1 protein-coding gene (running past one end of the window) is annotated in these 17,814 nt (G+C 70.3%); it reads right to left on the reverse strand.

Annotated elements, in window-relative coordinates; translation table 11 throughout:
- On the reverse strand, positions 1 to 17,814 hold the 3' portion of the coding sequence (locus ACI2K4_RS25720; protein ID WP_404514844.1) for a type I polyketide synthase. 22,899 nt of this gene lie beyond the right edge of the window; only the last 17,814 of its 40,713 coding nucleotides appear in the window; its start codon lies beyond the right edge, outside the window — the gene reads right to left on this strand; the stop codon is at positions 1 to 3.

Here is a 17,814-nt window from a genome sequence, read left to right on the forward strand (position 1 = left end):
CTACAACCCCAGCTCGTTGTCGATGAAGGCGAACATCTCCTCGTCACTGGCGTCCTCCAACTGGTCGGCGACGTCGTCGGCCTCGGCCGGCTGCCAGCCGGCGAGCAGCTTGCGCAGCCGGTTCGCGATCTGGTCGCGTACCCCGGGGTCGAGTCCTTCGGCGGTGAGCGACGCCTCGAAGCGGTCGAGTTCGGCCAGCGCGGGCAGCGGCGCGGCCGCCGGGGCCAACTGGTCGCGCAGGTGACCGGCCAGGTCCTCCGGGGTCGGGTAGTCGAAGATGACCGTCGCCGGCAGCCGCAGCCCGGTCGCCGTGGCCAGGCCGTTGCGCAGCTCGACCGCCGTGAGCGAGTCGAAGCCCAGGTCCAGGAAGCCCCGGGTGGGTTCGATCTCCTGGTCGGCCGGGTAGCCGAGCACGATCGCCACGTGGTTGTGCACCAGGTCGAGCAGCAGCACCCGCTGGGCTTCGACCGAGAGCCCGAGCAGCCGTTGGGTTACCGGTACCGCCGTCGCCGCCGTCACCGTCGCCGCAGCCCTGGTCACGGGCTGCCCGACCAGGCCGCGCAGCAGCGGCGGCACCTCCCCGGACGCCCGTACGGCCGCCAGGTCGAGCCGGATCGGCACGAGCGCCGGGCCCGGCGTGACCACCGCCGCGTCGAACGCGGCGAGCCCCGACTCGACCCCGAAGGTCAGTACGCCGGCCCGCGCCATCCGCTGCCGGTCGGCCTCGTTCAGGTCACCGGCCATGCCACCGTCGTCCCACGGTCCCCAGGCGAGTGCCTGGCCCGGCAGCCCGAGCGACCGACGGTGCACCGCGAGCGCCTCCAGGAAGGAGTTGGCCGCCGAGTAGTTCGCCTGCCCCGGCGTGCCGAAGACCGCCGACGCGGACGAGAACAGGACGAACGCCGACAGCTCCAGGTCACGGGTGAGCAGGTGCAGGTTCAGCGCACCGTCCACCTTGGGCCGCAGCACCCGCTCCAACTGGTCGGGGGTCATCCGCTCGGCGATGCCGTCGGCCAGCACGCCGGCCGTGTGGACCACCGCGGTCAGCGGGTGCTCCGCCGGGATCTCGGCCAGCACGGCCGCCAGGGCGTCCCGGTCGGCCACGTCCGCCGAGGCGAGCCTGACCTGTACGCCGAGGCCACCCAGCTCCTCGGCGACCGCCTGCCCGCCACCGGTACGGCTGACCAGGACCAGTCGGTCGACCCGGTGGGCGGCGACAAGATGCCGCGCCACCCGACGGGCGAGCGCACCGGATCCCCCGGTGATCAGCACGGTTCCGGCACCGATCGGTCCGGTGACCGGGTCGGTCAGCGGGACACGGGACAGCCTCGGTGCGAACAGCGCCCCGTCCCGGATCGCCAGTTGCGGTTCACCGGACGCCACCGCCGCCGGCAGCGCCCGCCAGGATGCGGCCTCGGCGTCGACGTCGACCAGCAGGAACCGGTCGGGGTTCTCCTGCTGGGCGGAGCGGAGCAGCCCCCAGACCGCTGCCCCGCTGAGGTCGACCGCGTCGCCCACCGGCCGGACCGCGTTGCTCGTCAGAACCACCAGCCGGGAGTCCGTGGCGAGGACCCGTTGCAGGATGTCCAGCACCCGACGGGTCTCGTCGTGGGTCGCCCGGACAACCTCCTCCATCGCCGTGACGCCACCGGCGGCCAGAAGCACCACCGGGGTGCCCGGGGTCGCCTGCGCCGGTACGCCGGGCAGCTCCGGCAGTGGATCGCCCAGCACCGCCCAGCCGGCCGTCGAGGACGGGGCCGCCGAACCGGAGGGGACCGTCACCCGATCCCATTCGACGGTGAACAGGTCGTTCGCGCCGGGGCGGGCCGAGGGCATCGGCCGCAGGACCAGTGACCCGACCGTGAACACCGCCTGCCCCGCAGTGCTGAACGCTTCGAGCCGAACCGCGTCGTTGCCGGCGGGGCTGAGTCGTACCCGGAGTCGATCCGCGCCGGTGGCGTACACGGTCACGTCCGACCAGATGAACGGCAGCCTGGCCGGGGCGTCACCGTCACCGTCACCGGTCAGGGCGAGCGCGTGCAGCGCGGCGTCGACCAGCGCGGGATGCGCGCCGAACCGAGGGGCCACCCGCTGCTGCTCGTCGTCGAGTGTCACCTCCACGTACAGGTCGTCGCCGCGCCGCCAGACCGTACCCAGGGCCTGGAACGCCGGCCCGTAGTCCAGGCCGAGGTCGCGCAGGCTCGGGTAGAAATCGTCGAGCGGAACCGGCGTGGCGTCCGTGGGCGGCCACGCCTCGGTGACCGGCTCGGCCGCCGCCCCGGTCGACGTGAGGCTGCCGCTGGCGTGGTGCTGCCAGTCGTCACCGCGTGAGTGGATGCGCAGGGCCCGGCGTCCCCGCTCGTCCGGGCCGTCGACCGTCACCTGGATCTGGACGGCGACGGAGTCCGGGACGACGAGTGGCGCGTGCAGCGTCAACTCCTCTACGGTGTCGCAGCCGACCTGGTGGGCGGCTTGCACCGCGAGTTCCAGCAACGCGGTGCCGGGCAGCAACGCGGCGCCGCCGACCACGTGGTCGGCCAGCCAGGGATGCGTACGCAGCGACAACCGACCGGTGAGTACGGCCCCGCCCCCGTCGACCAGCGGAACGACCGCGCCGAGCAACGGATGGTCGGTGGCGTCGAGCCCGGCGGCGCTCAGGTCCCCGGCACCACGGGTCGCGGTGATCCAGTACCGCTGTCGCTGGAACGCGTACGTCGGCAGCTTCGCCGGACGTACGCCCCGGTGCAGCGGCGCCCAGTCCACCGGTACGCCGTTGACGTGCAACGTCGCCAACGCCGTCAACACGGTCGTGACCTCGTCGCGTTCCCGACGCAGCATCGCCACCGCCACCGCGTCCGGCCGGTGCACCAACCCGGTCAACACCCCGTCCGGGCCCAACTCAACGAACCGGGTGACCCCGTCCAACGTGTTGATCGCATCGGCGAACCTGACCGGCTGACGAACCTGCTCGACCCAGTACTCCGGATCCGACCACTGCCCCGGCTGCACCGAAAGGCCGGTCACCGTGGAGACCGCCGGGGTCGACGGCTCCGCGAAGGTCAACCCCCGCACCACCGTACGGAACTCCACCAACATCGGATCCATCAAGCGGGAGTGGAAAGCGTGACTCGTCCGTAGACGGGACGTCTTCCAACCATGAGCGGCGACCCGTTCGATGTCGGACTCCGACCCGGACACCACCACCGCGTCCGGACCATTCACCACGGCGATGTCGACGTCCGGGAACGCTGTCAGGACGTCCGTTTCGGAGGCTTGCACCGCGAGCATCGCCCCACCCGACGGCAACGCCTGCATCAACCGACCACGAGCCGCAACCAAAACAGCCGCATCACCCAGCGACAACACACCCGCCACATACGCCGCCGCGACCTCACCAATCGAATGACCCACCAACACATCCGGGGTCACACCCCAAGACCGCAGCAGCGCATCCAGAGCAACCTCAACCGCGAACAACGCCGGCTGCGCATACCCCGTCTGATGGATCAACTCCTCGTCGGCCAGCACCACCGACAACGGGCGGTCCAAGTGCTGATCAAGGTGCAACGCCACCCGATCGAACGCCTCCGCGAACACCGGAAACACCTCGTACAAACCCCGACCCATACCGACCCGCTGCACACCCTGACCCGTGAACAGGAACGCCACCCGACCCGAACGCACCGTCCCGGTCAGGCCACCCATCCCGGAAACGATCGCGTCCAGACCGTTGGCCAGTGCATCCGGGTCGGCCGCGAGCACCACCGCCCGGTGGCTGAGCGCGGAGCGCCTGCTCGCAGCCACCGCGAGCGCGTGCAGGTCGCGGTCCGTGGCCGTCCGCAGCCGCTGCGCCTGCGCACGCATGGCCGCGTCGGTGTGCCCGGAGACCAGGACCGGCACGAACGGCAACGTGGGGGCCGACACCGCGTCCTGCGACGTCGGCGCCTCCTCGATGATCACGTGCGCGTTGGTGCCCGAGACCCCGAACGCCGACACACCGGCCCGACGAGGCCGACCATCCGCTTGCCACGACCGAGCCTCGGTCAACAACTCCACACGGCCGGCAGCCCAGTCCACGTGCGGCGACCGCTCCAGCGCGTGCAAGGTCGCCGGCAACACCCCGTGCCGCAACGCCAACACCATCTTCGCGATCCCCGCGACACCGGCCGCCGCCTGGGTGTGGCCGATGTTCGACTTCACCGAACCCAGCCAGAGCGGCGTCTCCCGACCCTGCCCGTACGTCGCCAACAGAGCCTGGGCCTCGATCGGATCACCCAGCGAGGTCCCCGTACCGTGCGCCTCGACCGCATCGACGTCCTGCGGGTTGAGTCCGGCAGCGGCCAACGCGGCCCGGATCACCCGCTGCTGCGAAGGGCCGTTCGGCGCCGTCAAACCATTCGACGCACCATCCTGGTTCACCGCCGTGCCGCGTACCACCGCAAGGATGTCGTGCCCGTTCCGCCGGGCGTCGGACAGCCGCTCGACCAGCAACATCCCGGCACCCTCGGACCAACCCGTGCCATCCGCACCCGCACCGAACGACCTGCACCGACCGTCGGGCGAAAGACCCCGCTGCCGGGAGAACTCGACGAACACGTCGGCGTTCGGCATCACGGTCACACCACCGACGAGCGCCATCGAACACTCGCCGGACCGCAGCGCCTGGCTCGCCAGATGCAACGCCACCAACGACGACGAACAGGCAGTGTCGACGGTGACGGCCGGACCTTCCAGACCGAACGTGTACGACACCCGCCCCGACATCACCGACGAAGCCGTACCGGTCAACATGTGGCCTTCGAGTCCGTCGGCCGACTCTCCGGGTCCGTTTCCGTACCCCATGTACGAGGCGCCGACAAAGACACCGACCGGCTCGCCACGCAGACCGAGCGGATTGACGCCAGCGGACTCGAACGCCTCCCACGAGATCTCCAACAGCAGCCGCTGCTGCGGATCCATCGCGGTCGCCTCGCGCGGCGAGATGCCGAACAGGCCGGCGTCGAAGTCACCCGCGTCGTAGAGGAATCCACCGTGCTGGGTGTACGAGGTGCCCGCGTGGTCCGGGTCCGGGTGGTAGAGCGCCTCCAGGTCCCAGCCTCGGTCGGTCGGGAACGTCCCGATCCCGTCCCGGCCCGAGGCAACCAGATCCCAGTAATCCTCCGGCGTCTGCACCCCACCGGGAAGCCGCACGCCCATCCCGACGATGACGATCGGGTCGTCCGTCGTCACCTGCGTGACCCTGGCTTCCACGGCTGGGTCGGTCACGCCGACCGTCTGCTCGATCACGAACGTGGCCAGCCGCTCGGCGCTCGGGTAGTCGAAGGCCAGGGTCGCGGGAAGCGCCAACCCGGTCGCGGCCCGCAGCCGGTTACGCAACTCGACCGCGGTCAGTGAGTCGAAGCCCAGGTCCTTGAACGCGCGGGACGGCTCCACCGCCTCCGTCGACGGGTAGCCGAGCACCGCCGCCACCTCAGTTCGGACCAACTCCAGCACGGTCCGCATCCGTTCCGACGCGGTCAACCCCGCCAACCGCACGGCAAGACCGGACTCCACCTCCGTCGAGACGGACACCGTGCCCGCTTCGGCAAGCCGGTCGAACAGCGGCCGCGCACGGCTCGCGGTGAACAGTGGCAGGAACTCCTCCCACCGTACGTCGGCGACCGTCACCGCCTCCTCGCCGGAGCCGACCGCCAGCGCGAGCGCGGCCAGGGCCCGGGCCGGCGTCATCGGGCTCAGTCCCCGGCGCCGGAGTTGCTCGGCGGTCTCGGTGTCGGCGGCCATGCCGACCTCCGCCCACGGCCCCCAGGAAACGGCCGTGCCAGGCAGACCAACCGCCCGCCGTCGTGTGACCAGGGCGTCCAGTGCGGCGTTCGCAGCCCCGTAGGCGGCCTGCCGGGCGCTCCCCCAGATTCCGGAGATCGACGAGAAGACCACAAACGCGTCGACGTCACCGACCAGCTCATCCAGGTGCAACGCGCCGTCGACCTTGCCTCGTACGACCCGGTCGACGTGCTCGGAGTCGACATCGGTGAGGGAGACGTCCTCGCTCACGCCGGCCGCGTGCACCACCGCGTCCACCCGGCCGACCGTCGTCAACAACGCTTCCACCGCAGACCGGTCGGCCAGATCGCAGGCGAACACCTCGGCGTTCGGCAGCTCGGCCAACAGCTCCGGGACACCCGGCGCCGCAGCACCCCGACGCGACACCAGGACCAACCGCTCGGCACCGCTTTCCGCCGCCCAGCGGGCGACCTGGGCGCCGAGCCCACCCGTTCCACCGGCGACCAGCACCGTCCCACGCGGCTGCCACGGCACGGCACCGGCAGCCGATGTACGAAGAAGCCGGCGCACCAGCAGCCCACCGGCCCGCACCGCGACCTGGTCCTCCGCGCCCAAGGCTCCGGCCAGGACCGCGGCGACCCTCCTGACGCCCCGCTCTTCCAGGTCAGCCGGCAGATCCACCAGCCCGCCCCAGAACTCGGGATGCTCCAACGCCACCGCCCGACCCATGCCCCAGAGCTGCGCCTGCTGGACGTTCACCTCGCCGTCGGCCCGACCGGTGGCGACCGCATGCCGGGTCAACAGCCACAGCGGGGTGGTGATCGCGGCATCGGTCATCGCCTGGGTCAGTGCCAGCAGGCCGTCCAGAGAATCGGGAGCGGCCAGGATGCCGCTGGCGTTCATACCCCGCAGCCTCGCGGCCAGTTCCGACCGTGAGCCGGACGGCACCGATACGACCGTGGCTCCGTACTGTTGGAGGGCGTCGGCTAGTGGAACGTCGCCCACCAGCACCCAGCTCCCCGCGAGGCGCGCCGCTTCCGGCTCCGCGAGCGGTTCCCAGCCGACGCGATAACGCCAGGCATCCAGCGTGGAACGCTCCCGGCCCTGGGCACGCCACCCGGCCAGCGCGGGGACGACGCCTTCGAGGACGGTCTCCGCCACGCCGAGCTGCGTGGCCAGGCCGGGCAGGTCGCCCTGCTGGATCCGTTCCCAGAAGCTCGCCTCGACCGGGTCGGCCGCCGGGGGCCGGAATTCGAGCCAGTAACGCTGTCGTTGGAAGGCGTACGTCGGCAGCTCGGCTGGCCGTACCCCGGCGAACATCGGGGACCAGTCGACCGGTACGCCGTTGACGTGCAACGTCGCCAGTCCGGTCAACGCGGTCGTGACCTCGTCGCGTTCCCGGCGCAGCATCGCCACCGCCACCGCGTCCGCGTCCGACTGCTGCACGAGCCCGGTCAACACCCCGTCCGGGCCGAGCTCAACGAACCGGGTGACCCCGTCGAGCGTGTTGATTGCGTCAGCGAACCTGACCGGCTGACGAACCTGCTCGACCCAGTACTCCGGATCCGACCACTGCCCCGGCACCACCGAAAGGCCGGTCACGGTGGAGATCGCCGGGGTCGACGGGTCGGCGAAGGTCAACCCCCGCACCACCGTACGGAACTCGACCAACATCGGATCCATCAAGCGGGAGTGGAAAGCATGACTCGTCCGTAGGCGGGACGTCTTCCAACCATGAGCGGCGACCCGTTCGATGTCGGCCTCGGGTCCGGACACCACCACCGCGTCCGGACCATTCACCACCGCGATGTCGACGTCCGGGAACACCGCCAGAACATCCGCCTCGGAAGCCTGCACCGCGAGCATCGCCCCACCCGACGGCAACGCCTGCATCAACCGACCACGAGCAGCCACCAAAACAGCCGCATCACCCAGCGACAACACACCCGCCACGTGCGCCGCCGCGATCTCGCCAATCGAATGACCCACCAGAACGTCGGCCGACACACCCAGATGCGACAACAACGCATGCAACGCAACCTCAACCGCGAACAACGCCGGCTGCGCGTACCCGGTCTGATGGATCAACTCCTCGTCGGCCAGCACCACCGACAACGGGCGGTCCAGGTGCTGATCAAGGTGCAACGCCACCCGGTCGAACGCCTCCGCGAACACCGGGAACGCCTCGTACAGACCCCGACCCATACCGACCCGCTGCGCACCCTGACCCGTGAACAGGAAAGCGAGCCGACCTGCGTCACCTGAGCCGGTCAAGCCACCGGTGCCGGAAACGATCGCGTCGAGACCGCTGGTCAGGGTGTCACTGTCACTCGCGAATACCACTGCCCGATGTGTCAGTGCGGCCCGCCGAATCGATGCGGCGGCCAGCTCGTGCAGGTCACTGTTCACGGCCGTACGCAGCAGGGCTGCCTGTGCCCGCAACGCCGCCACGTCATGTCCCGACAGCAACACCGGAACCACCGGCAGCTCCACCGACGGTGCAGACTGCGGCACCGGCTCGACAACCGGCGGCTCCTCGATGATCACGTGAGCGTTGGTGCCCGACACCCCGAACGCCGACACACCCGCGCGACGAGGCCGACCGTCGGACTCCCACGACCGGGCCTCGGTCAACAACCCCACATTCCCCGCAGCCCAGTCCACGTGCGGCGACCGCTCCAGCGCGTGCAAGGTCGCCGGCAACACCCCGTGCCGCAACGCCAACACCATCTTCGCGATCCCCGCCACACCGGCCGCCGCCTGCGCGTGGCCGATGTTCGACTTCACCGAACCCAGCCACAACGGCACCTCCCGACCCTGCCCGTACGTCGCAAGCAGCGCCTGGGCCTCGATCGGATCACCCAACGAGGTCCCCGTACCGTGCGCCTCGACCGCATCCACCTCGGACGCGTCCAACCCCGCAGCCGCCAACGCCGCCCGGATCACCCGCTGCTGCGCCGGACCATTCGGCGCCGTCAAACCATTCGACGCACCATCCTGATTCACCGCACTACCACGAACAACCGCAAGAACGTCATGACCATTACGCCGGGCGTCGGACAACCGCTCGACCAACAACACCCCCGCACCCTCGGACCAACCCGTGCCATCCGCACCCGCACCGAACGACCTGCACCGACCATCGGGCGAAAGACCACGCTGCCGGGAGAATTCCACGAAGATGTCCGGGGTCGGCATCACCGTGACGCCACCGACCAGCGCCATCGAGCACTCACCCGACCGCAGGGCCTGGCTCGCCAGATGCAACGCCACCAACGACGACGAACAGGCAGTGTCGACGGTGACGGCCGGACCTTCCAGACCGAACGTGTACGAGATCCGACCGGAGATGACCGAGGACGCCGTACCCGTCAGCAGATGGCCTTCGAGTCCTTCCCCGCTTTCGTTCGACCCGGTGCCGTACCCCATGAACGCGGCGCCGACGAACACGCCCACCGGACGGCCCGCCAGGTCGCGTGGATTCACCCCTGCGCGCTCGAACGCCTCCCACGAGGTTTCCAGCAACAACCGCTGCTGCGGATCCATCGCCAACGCCTCACGCGGCGAAATCCCGAACAACCCAGCATCAAAATCACCCGCACCATGAAGAAACCCACCCCCACGCGCATAGAACGTCCCCACATGATCAGGATCCGGGTGATACAACCGCTCAAGATCCCAACCACGATCAACCGGAAACGCCCCAATACCCTCACCACCCGACACCACCAAATCCCAGAACTGCTCAGGCGTCTCCACCCCACCCGGCAACCGCAACCCCATCCCCACGATCACGACCGGGTCGTCGTCCGTGACGGCCGTCGGCAACGGAGTGATGGGAGAGGCAGTCTCGGAGCCGCCGATTTCGGCCAGGACGAACCGGGCGAGCCGCTCGGCGCTCGGATAGTCGAACGCCAGCGTCGCCGGCAACGCCAAGCCGGTCGCGGCCCGCAGACGGTTACGCAACTCGACGGCGGTCAACGAGTCGAACCCGAGTTCCTTGAACGCCCGGTCCGGCTCGATCGCACCGGCCGAGGCGTGACCGAGAACAGCCGCCACCTCGGCGCGCACCAACTCCAGCACGGTCCGCATGCGTTCCGACGCGGCCAACCCCGCCAACCGCGCGGTGAGTCCGGAGTCCAGCTCTGCCGCCCGATCGGGCGTGGTCGCCTCGGCAAGCTGGTCGAACAGTGGCCGCGCGCGGCTCGCGGTGAACAGCGGCAGGAACTCCTCCCACCGTACGTCGGCGACCGTCACCGCCTCCTCGCCGGAGCCGACGGCACCGGCCATCGCGGTCAGCGCGCGATCAGGTGTCATCGGGGTGAGGCCCCGCCGCCGCAACTGTGCCGCCACCTCGCCGTCGGCCGCCATACCGACCTGGGCCCACGGACCCCAGGCAATCGCGGTGCCGGGCATCCCAAGCGCGCGACGTCGAGCGATCAGCGCGTCGAGGGCGGCGTTGGCGGCACCGTACGCCACCTGCTGCGCGCTCCCCCAGATCCCCGAAATCGACGAGAACACCACAAACGCGTTTACGTCACCAACCAACGCGTCCAGATGAAGCGCACCATCAACCTTGCCGACCACGACCCGACGCAGATGATCCCCATTCACGTCACGCAACGGCACATCTTCGCCAACACCGGCCGCGTGCACCACCGCGTCCACCCGACCAACCGTCGCCAGAAGCGCCTCCACCGCAGACCGGTCGGCCAGATCGCAGGCGAGCACCTCCGCGTTCGGCAACTCGGCCAACAACTCCGACACACCCGGCGCCGCAGCACCCCGACGCGACACCAGGACCAACCGCTCGGCACCGCTCCCGGCCGCCCAGCGGGCGACCTGGGCACCAAGCCCACCAGTCCCACCGGCGACCAACACCGTCCCACGCGGCCGCCACTCACTCACACCCGAAGCCGGAGCCGCAACCAGACGCCGAACCAGCACCCCACCGGGACGCACCGCGACCTGATCCTCCGCACCCAACGCCCCGGCCAGGACGGCGGCAACCCGGGCCGCGCCTCTCGAATCCAGATCGACAGGCAGATCCAGCAGCCCGCCCCAGAACTCCGGATGTTCCAGGGCGACCGCACGGCCGAGTCCCCAGGTCTGTGCCTGCAACGGGTCGGCCGGTGCATCCGCCCGGCCGGTGGACAACCCACCACGGGTCGCCAGCCACAGCGGTACGTTCAGACCGGCGTCCAGGTGAGCTTGTGCGACCGTGACCGAGTCGAGCAGGGGCGCGTCGTCGAGCGCGGCCAGGCTGACCACACCGCCGACGGAGCCGCCCAGCTCCCGCAGCCGTTGTACCAGCGCGGCACGCTCACCCGTCCCGATGGCGAGGACGTCGACGCCCTGGCTGGTCAGAGCCGCGCCGAGCCCAACCGGGTCGGAGCCGACCAGCACCCAGGTTCCCGTCGGCGCGGCCGAACGCGGCTCGGGTACGGGCTGCCAGGTGACGCGGTAGCGCCACCCGTCGACCTGGGAACGCTCGCGACCACGCGCGCGCCAGGAACTCAGCGCCGGCAGCACGCTCGCCAGCGGCGAAGAGGGGTCGACCCCTAGCTCAGCGGCGAGGGTGGTGAGGTCGCCTCGGTCAACCGTGTCCCAGAACCCGGCCTCGGCGGGATCGGCGGCGGCAGCCTCCGGTCGGGACTCCAGCCAGTACCGCTGCCGTTGGAATCCGTACGTCGGCAGCGACACGGGCCGAATGCCCTGGTAGAACGGCGTCCAGTCAACCGGTACGCCGTTGACGTGCAGCGTCGCCAACGCCGTCAACGCCGTCGTGACCTCGTCACGTTCGCGGCGCAGCATCGCCACCGCCACCGCGTCCGGCCGGTGCACCAACCCGGTCAACACGCCATCCGGGCCAAGTTCCACGAACCGGGTGACCCCGTCCAGCGTGTTGATCGCATCGGCGAACCTGACCGGCTGACGAACCTGCTCGACCCAGTACTCCGGATCCGACCACAACCCCGGCACCACCGGTTGACCCGTCACCGTCGACACCACCGGGGTCGACGGCTCCGCGAAGGTCAACCCCCGCACCACCGTACGGAACTCAGCCAGCATCGGGTCCATCAACCGGGAATGGAAAGCATGACTCGTCCGCAGACGGGACGTCTTCCAACCATGACCGGCGACCCGCTCGACGTCGACCTCCGACCCCGACACCACCACCGCATCCGGACCATTCACCACCGCAATGTCCACGTCCGGGAACACCGCCAGAACATCCGCCTCGGAAGCCTGCACCGCGAGCATCGCCCCACCCGACGGCAACGCCTGCATCAACCGACCACGAGCAGCAACCAGGACAGCCGCATCACCCAGCGACAACACACCCGCCACATGCGCGGCAGCGATCTCGCCAATCGAATGACCCACCAAAACGTCGGCCGACACACCCAGATGCGACAACAACGCATGCAAGGCGACTTCGACCGCGAACAACGCCGGCTGCGCATACCCCGTCTGATGGATCAACTCCTCGTCCGTCAACACGTCCGCGAGAGACCGTTCCAGGTGCTGATCAAGGTGCAACGCCACCCGGTCGAACGCCTCCGCGAACACCGGGAACACCTCGTACAAACCCCGACCCATACCGACCCGCTGCGCACCCTGACCCGTGAACAGGAACGCCACCCGGCCCGAGCCGGCGACACCGCGTACCGAACCATTGCCAGCCGCAATCTCGGCCAACCCACCAACCAACGCCCCGGCATCCTCCGCCAGAACCACCGCCCGGTACGGCAACGCCGCCCTCCGGACCGACGCCGCACCCACCTCCGCAGGTGCGGCAGTGACGAGATCGGGAAGGGCGAGCAGCCGCTCCGCTTGGGACCGGAGTGCCGCCTCGTCGGCCCCGGAGAGCAGGACCGGTGCGATCGGTGGGACCGGTGCGGCCACCAGCCGCTCGACCGCAGGAGCCTCTTCGAGGATGACGTGCGCGTTGGTGCCCGACACACCGAAGGCCGAGACACCGGCCCGCCGTGGCCGGTCGCCCGCTTCCCACGGCTGAGCCGAGGTCAGCAGTTCCACCTTCCCGCCGGCCCAGTCCACGTGCGGTGACGGCTGATCCGCGTGCAACGTCGCCGGCAGCACCCCGTGCCGCAACGCGAGCACCATCTTCGCGATTCCGGCCGCCCCTGCCGCGGCTTGGGTGTGGCCGATGTTGGACTTGATCGAGCCGAGCCAGAGCGGCGCCTCCCGCCCCTGCCCGTACGTCGCCAACAACGCCTGGGCCTCGATCGGATCACCCAACGACGTCCCCGTACCGTGCGCCTCGACCGCGTCAACCTCGGACGCGTCCAACCCCGCAGCCGCCAACGCCGCCCGGATCACCCGCTGCTGCGCCGGACCATTCGGCGCCGTCAAACCATTCGACGCACCATCCTGATTCACCGCACTACCACGAACAACCGCAAGAACGTCATGACCATTACGCCGGGCGTCGGACAACCGCTCGACCAACAACACCCCCGCACCCTCGGACCAACCCGTGCCATCCGCACCCGCACCGAACGACCTGCACCGACCATCGGGCGAAAGACCCCGCTGCCGGGAGAATTCGACGAACACGTCGGCGGTGGGCATCACGGTCACACCGCCGACGAGTGCCATCGAGCACTCACCCGAGCGCAGCGCCTGCCCAGCCAGGTGCAGCGCGACCAACGACGAGGAGCAGGCAGTGTCGACGGTGACGGCCGGACCTTCCAGACCGAACGTGTACGACACCCGCCCGGAGATCACGGACGACGCCGTACCGGTGAGCAGGTGTCCTTCGACCCCTTCTCCGGCGTCGACCGCGCCGCTGCCGTACCCCATGAACGTTGCTCCGACAAAGACGCCGACCGGCTCGCCACGCAGACCGAGCGGGTTGACGCCAGCGGACTCGAACGCCTCCCAGGAGGTCTCCAACAACAACCGCTGCTGCGGGTCCATCGCCAGCGCCTCGCGGGGCGAGATGCCGAACAGTCCGGCGTCGAAGTCACCCGCGCCGTAGAGGAACCCGCCCGCGCGCGCGTAGGAGGTGCCGGCGTGGTCCGGGTCGGGGTGGTAGAGCCTGCCCATGTCCCAGCCCCGGTCGGTGGGGAACTCGTCGATCGCGTCGGTGCCGGCGACGACGAGGTCCCAGAGCGCCTGCGGGGTGTCGACACCGCCGGGAAGGCGCAGCCCCATGCCGACGATCACTATCGGGTCGTCGTCGGTCGCGACCGTGGCGACCACCGCTGTCGTGGGTACGTCGGCGCCGAGGGTCTGCTCCAGCACGTACGCGGCCAGCCGCTCGGCACTCGGGTAGTCGAACGCCAAAGTCGCCGGCAGCGCCAGTCCGGTGCCGTTCTGTAGCCGGTTACGCAGCTCGACCGCGGTCAGCGAGTCGAAGCCCAACTCCTTGAACGCGCGGTCCGGGGCGATGGAGTCGGCGGAGGCATGTCCCAGCGCCGCCGCGACCTCGGCCCGTACCAGTTCCAGTACGGCGCGTCGCCGCTCTGCCGACGACAGGGTGGCGAGCCGTGCGGCCAGGCCGGAGTTGGTCCCAGCGGCCGGGGCAGCGCCTTCGGACGCCTCGGGCAGGTCGGCCAGGAGCGGGCGCGGCCGGGCAGCGGTGAAGATCGGCAGAAACTCCGCCCAGCGTACGTCTGCGATCGTGACCAGGTCGTCCCCGCCGCCTACGGCGTAGGCCAGCGCGGCGAGCGCGTGCTGGGGGTCCAGGGCGGCCAGCCCTTGCCGGCGGAGCGCGGTTGCCGCTTCGGGGTCAGCGGCCATGCCGACCTGGGACCAGGGGCCCCAGGCGATCGAGGTACCGGGAAGCCCGGCGGCCCGGCGACGCAGGATCAGGGCGTCGAGGGCGGTGTTCGCCGCCCCGTACGCGGCCTGCCGGCCACTGCCCCAGGTCGCCGAGATGGACGAGAACACCACGAACGCGTCGACGTCGCCGACGAGCGCGTCCAGGTGGAGTGCACCGTCGACCTTGCCACGGATCACGCGGTCGAGATGGGCCTGGTCGGCGTCGCCCAGCGGCACGTCCTCGCCGACGCCTGCCGCGTGCACCACCGCGTCAACCCGGCCGATCGTCGTCAACAGCGCCTCGACCGCCGACCGGTCGGCGAGGTCACAGGCGTACGCCTCGGCGGCCGGCAGCTCGCCGAGTAGCTCCGTGACGCCGGGTGCCTCCGCGCCCCGGCGCGACACCAGGATCAACCGCTCCACGCCGGAAGCCGCAGCCCACCGTGCCACCTCGGCACCGAGACCACCGGTGCCCCCGGTGATCAGCATGGTGCCGTTCGGTCGCCAGGCCGGTGCGGCGGCGGCCGGGGCGTGCGCGAGGCGCCGGACGAGCACCCCGCCGGTACGGAGCACGACCTGGTCCTCGGCGCCGAGCGCGCCGCCGAGGACCAGGGCCAGGCGACCTGCGGCTCGGTCGTCGACGATGGTGGGCAGGTCCAGCAGGCCCCCCCAGAGTTCCGGATATTCCAGCCCCACGGCCCGCCCGAAGCCCCACAGCGCGGCCTGGTCGACGTGCACCGCGTTGTCCGCCCGGCCGGTGGCCACCGCACCCGCGGTGACCACCCACAACGGTGTCCGGCTCGTGCTGTCCGCCATCGCCTGGACCAGCGGCAGCGTCTCCTCGACGGAGCCGAGCGTCGAGACGACACCGGCAGCGTGGAGCCCGGTCAGCCGAGTCACCAGCTCGGTCCGGGTGCCGGCCGGCACCGCCACGACGGTCGCGCCGACTCCGCTCAGCACCTCGGCCAGGCCGAACCGGTCGTCGCCGACCAGCGCCCAGGTTCCGTCGAGTCGTGCCTGGCCGGAGACGGTCACGGGTTTCCAGGTGATCTGGTAACGCCAACCGTCGAGTAGCTGGCGCTCCCGTCCGCGCGAGCGCCAGGACACCAGTGCGGGAAGCAAGCTCTCGATCGTGGTGGTCTCGACGCCGAGCCGGTTGGCAAGTGTGTCGGCGTCACCGTTCTCGACCGCGCTCCAGAACCCGTCGTCCTCCCGGTCGTGGCGACGCCTGGCACCCTTGGCAGGCCAGTACCGCTCCCGCTGGAACGCGTACGTCGGCAGGTCGGTTCCCCTGGCCCCGGCGAACATCGGGGACCAGTCCACCGGTACGCCGTCGACGTGCAACGTCGCCAGTCCGGTCAACACGGTCGTGACCTCGTCGCGTTCCCGACGCAGCAATGCCACCGCCACCGCGTCCGGCCGGTGCACCAACCCGGTCAACACCCCGTCCGGGCCCAACTCAACGAACCGGGTAACCCCATCCAACACGTTGATCGCATCGGCGAACCTGACCGGCTGACGAACCTGCTCGACCCAGTACTCCGGATCCGACCACTGCCCCGGCACCACCGGTTGACCCGTCACCGTCGAGACCACCGGGGTCGACGGGTCCGCGAAGGTCAACCCCCGCACCACCGTACGGAACTCAGCCAGCATCGGGTCCATCAACCGCGAATGGAAAGCATGACTCGTCCGCAGGCGAGACGTCTTCCAACCATGAGCGGCGACCCGCTCGACGTCGGCCTCCGACCCCGACACCACCACCGCATCCGGACCATTCACCACCGCAATGTCCACGTCCGGGAACACCGCCAGAACATCCGCCTCGGAAGCCTGCACCGCGAGCATCGCCCCACCCGACGGCAACGCCTGCATCAACCGACCACGAGCAGCAACCAAAACAGCCGCATCCCCCAGCGACAACACACCCGCCACATACGCCGCCGCGACCTCACCAATCGAATGACCCACCAACACATCCGGGGTCACACCCCAAGACCGCAGCAGCGCATGCAGAGCAACCTCAACCGCGAACAACGCCGGCTGCGCATACCCCGTCTGATGGATCAACTCCTCATCGGCAAGGACATCCGACAACGGGCGGTCCAAGTGCTGATCAAGGTGCAACGCCACCCGATCGAACGCCTCCGCGAACACCGGGAACACCTCGTACAGACCCCGACCCATACCGACCCGCTGCACACCCTGACCCGTGAACAGGAACGCCACCCGACCCGAACGCACCGTCCCGGTCAGGCCACCCATCCCGGAAACGATCGCGTCCAGACCGCTGGTCAGTGACTCGTTGTCGCTGGCGAGCACCACCGCACGATGTGCCAACCCGGTGCGCCGGGTGCTGGTGGCGGCCAGTGCCCATAGGTCGGTGGCGGCGGCCACCGTATGCAGTCGCTCGGCCTGTGTCCGCAGCGCCGCCTCGCTCGCCCCGGAGAGGAGCACCGGCACCATCGGCAGCGGCGCTGGTTCGGCCGCCGGCTCGTCCGACGGCGCTTCTTCGAGGATGACGTGTGCGTTCGTACCGCTGATCCCGAACGACGACACTCCCGCCCGGCGCGGCCGCTTCCCAGCCGGCCACGGCTGGGTCTCGGTCAGCAGTGACACCGCCCCGGAGTTCCAGTCGACGTGTGCGGACGGCTGCTCCGCGTGCAGCGTCGGCGGCAGCGTCTGGTACGCGAGCGCGAGCACCATCTTGAGGATGCCGGCCGCACCGGCGGCGGCCTGGGTGTGGCCGATGTTCGACTTGATCGAGCCGAGCCAGAGCGGCGTCTCCCGCCCCTGCCCGTACGTCGCCAGCAGGGCTTCTGCCTCGATCGGGTCGCCCAGCGTCGTCCCGGTCCCGTGTGCCTCGACCGCGTCCACGTCCTGGGCGCGCAGACCGGCGGCGGCCAACGCGGCCCGGATGACGCGTTGCTGCGACGGACCGTTCGGCGCGGTGAGCCCGTTCGACGCACCGTCCTGGTTCACCGCCGTGCCGCGCACGACGGCCAGGACCCGGCGACCGGCGGCCCGTGCCGTGGAGAGCCGCTCGACCACGAACACCCCGGCGCCCTCGCCCCAGGCGGTGCCGTCGGCACCGGCCGCGAACGACTTGCACCGGCCGTCGGCGGCCAAGCCGCGCTGCTGGCTGAAGTCGAGGAAGGCGGTCGGGCTCGCCATCACGGTGACCCCGCCGACCAGTGCCATCGAGCACTCGCCCGACCGCAGCGCCTGCCCGGCCAGGTGCAA

It is taken from the genome of Micromonospora sp. NPDC050397, assembly GCF_044901685.1.
Lineage (GTDB): Bacteria > Actinomycetota > Actinomycetes > Mycobacteriales > Micromonosporaceae > Micromonospora_G.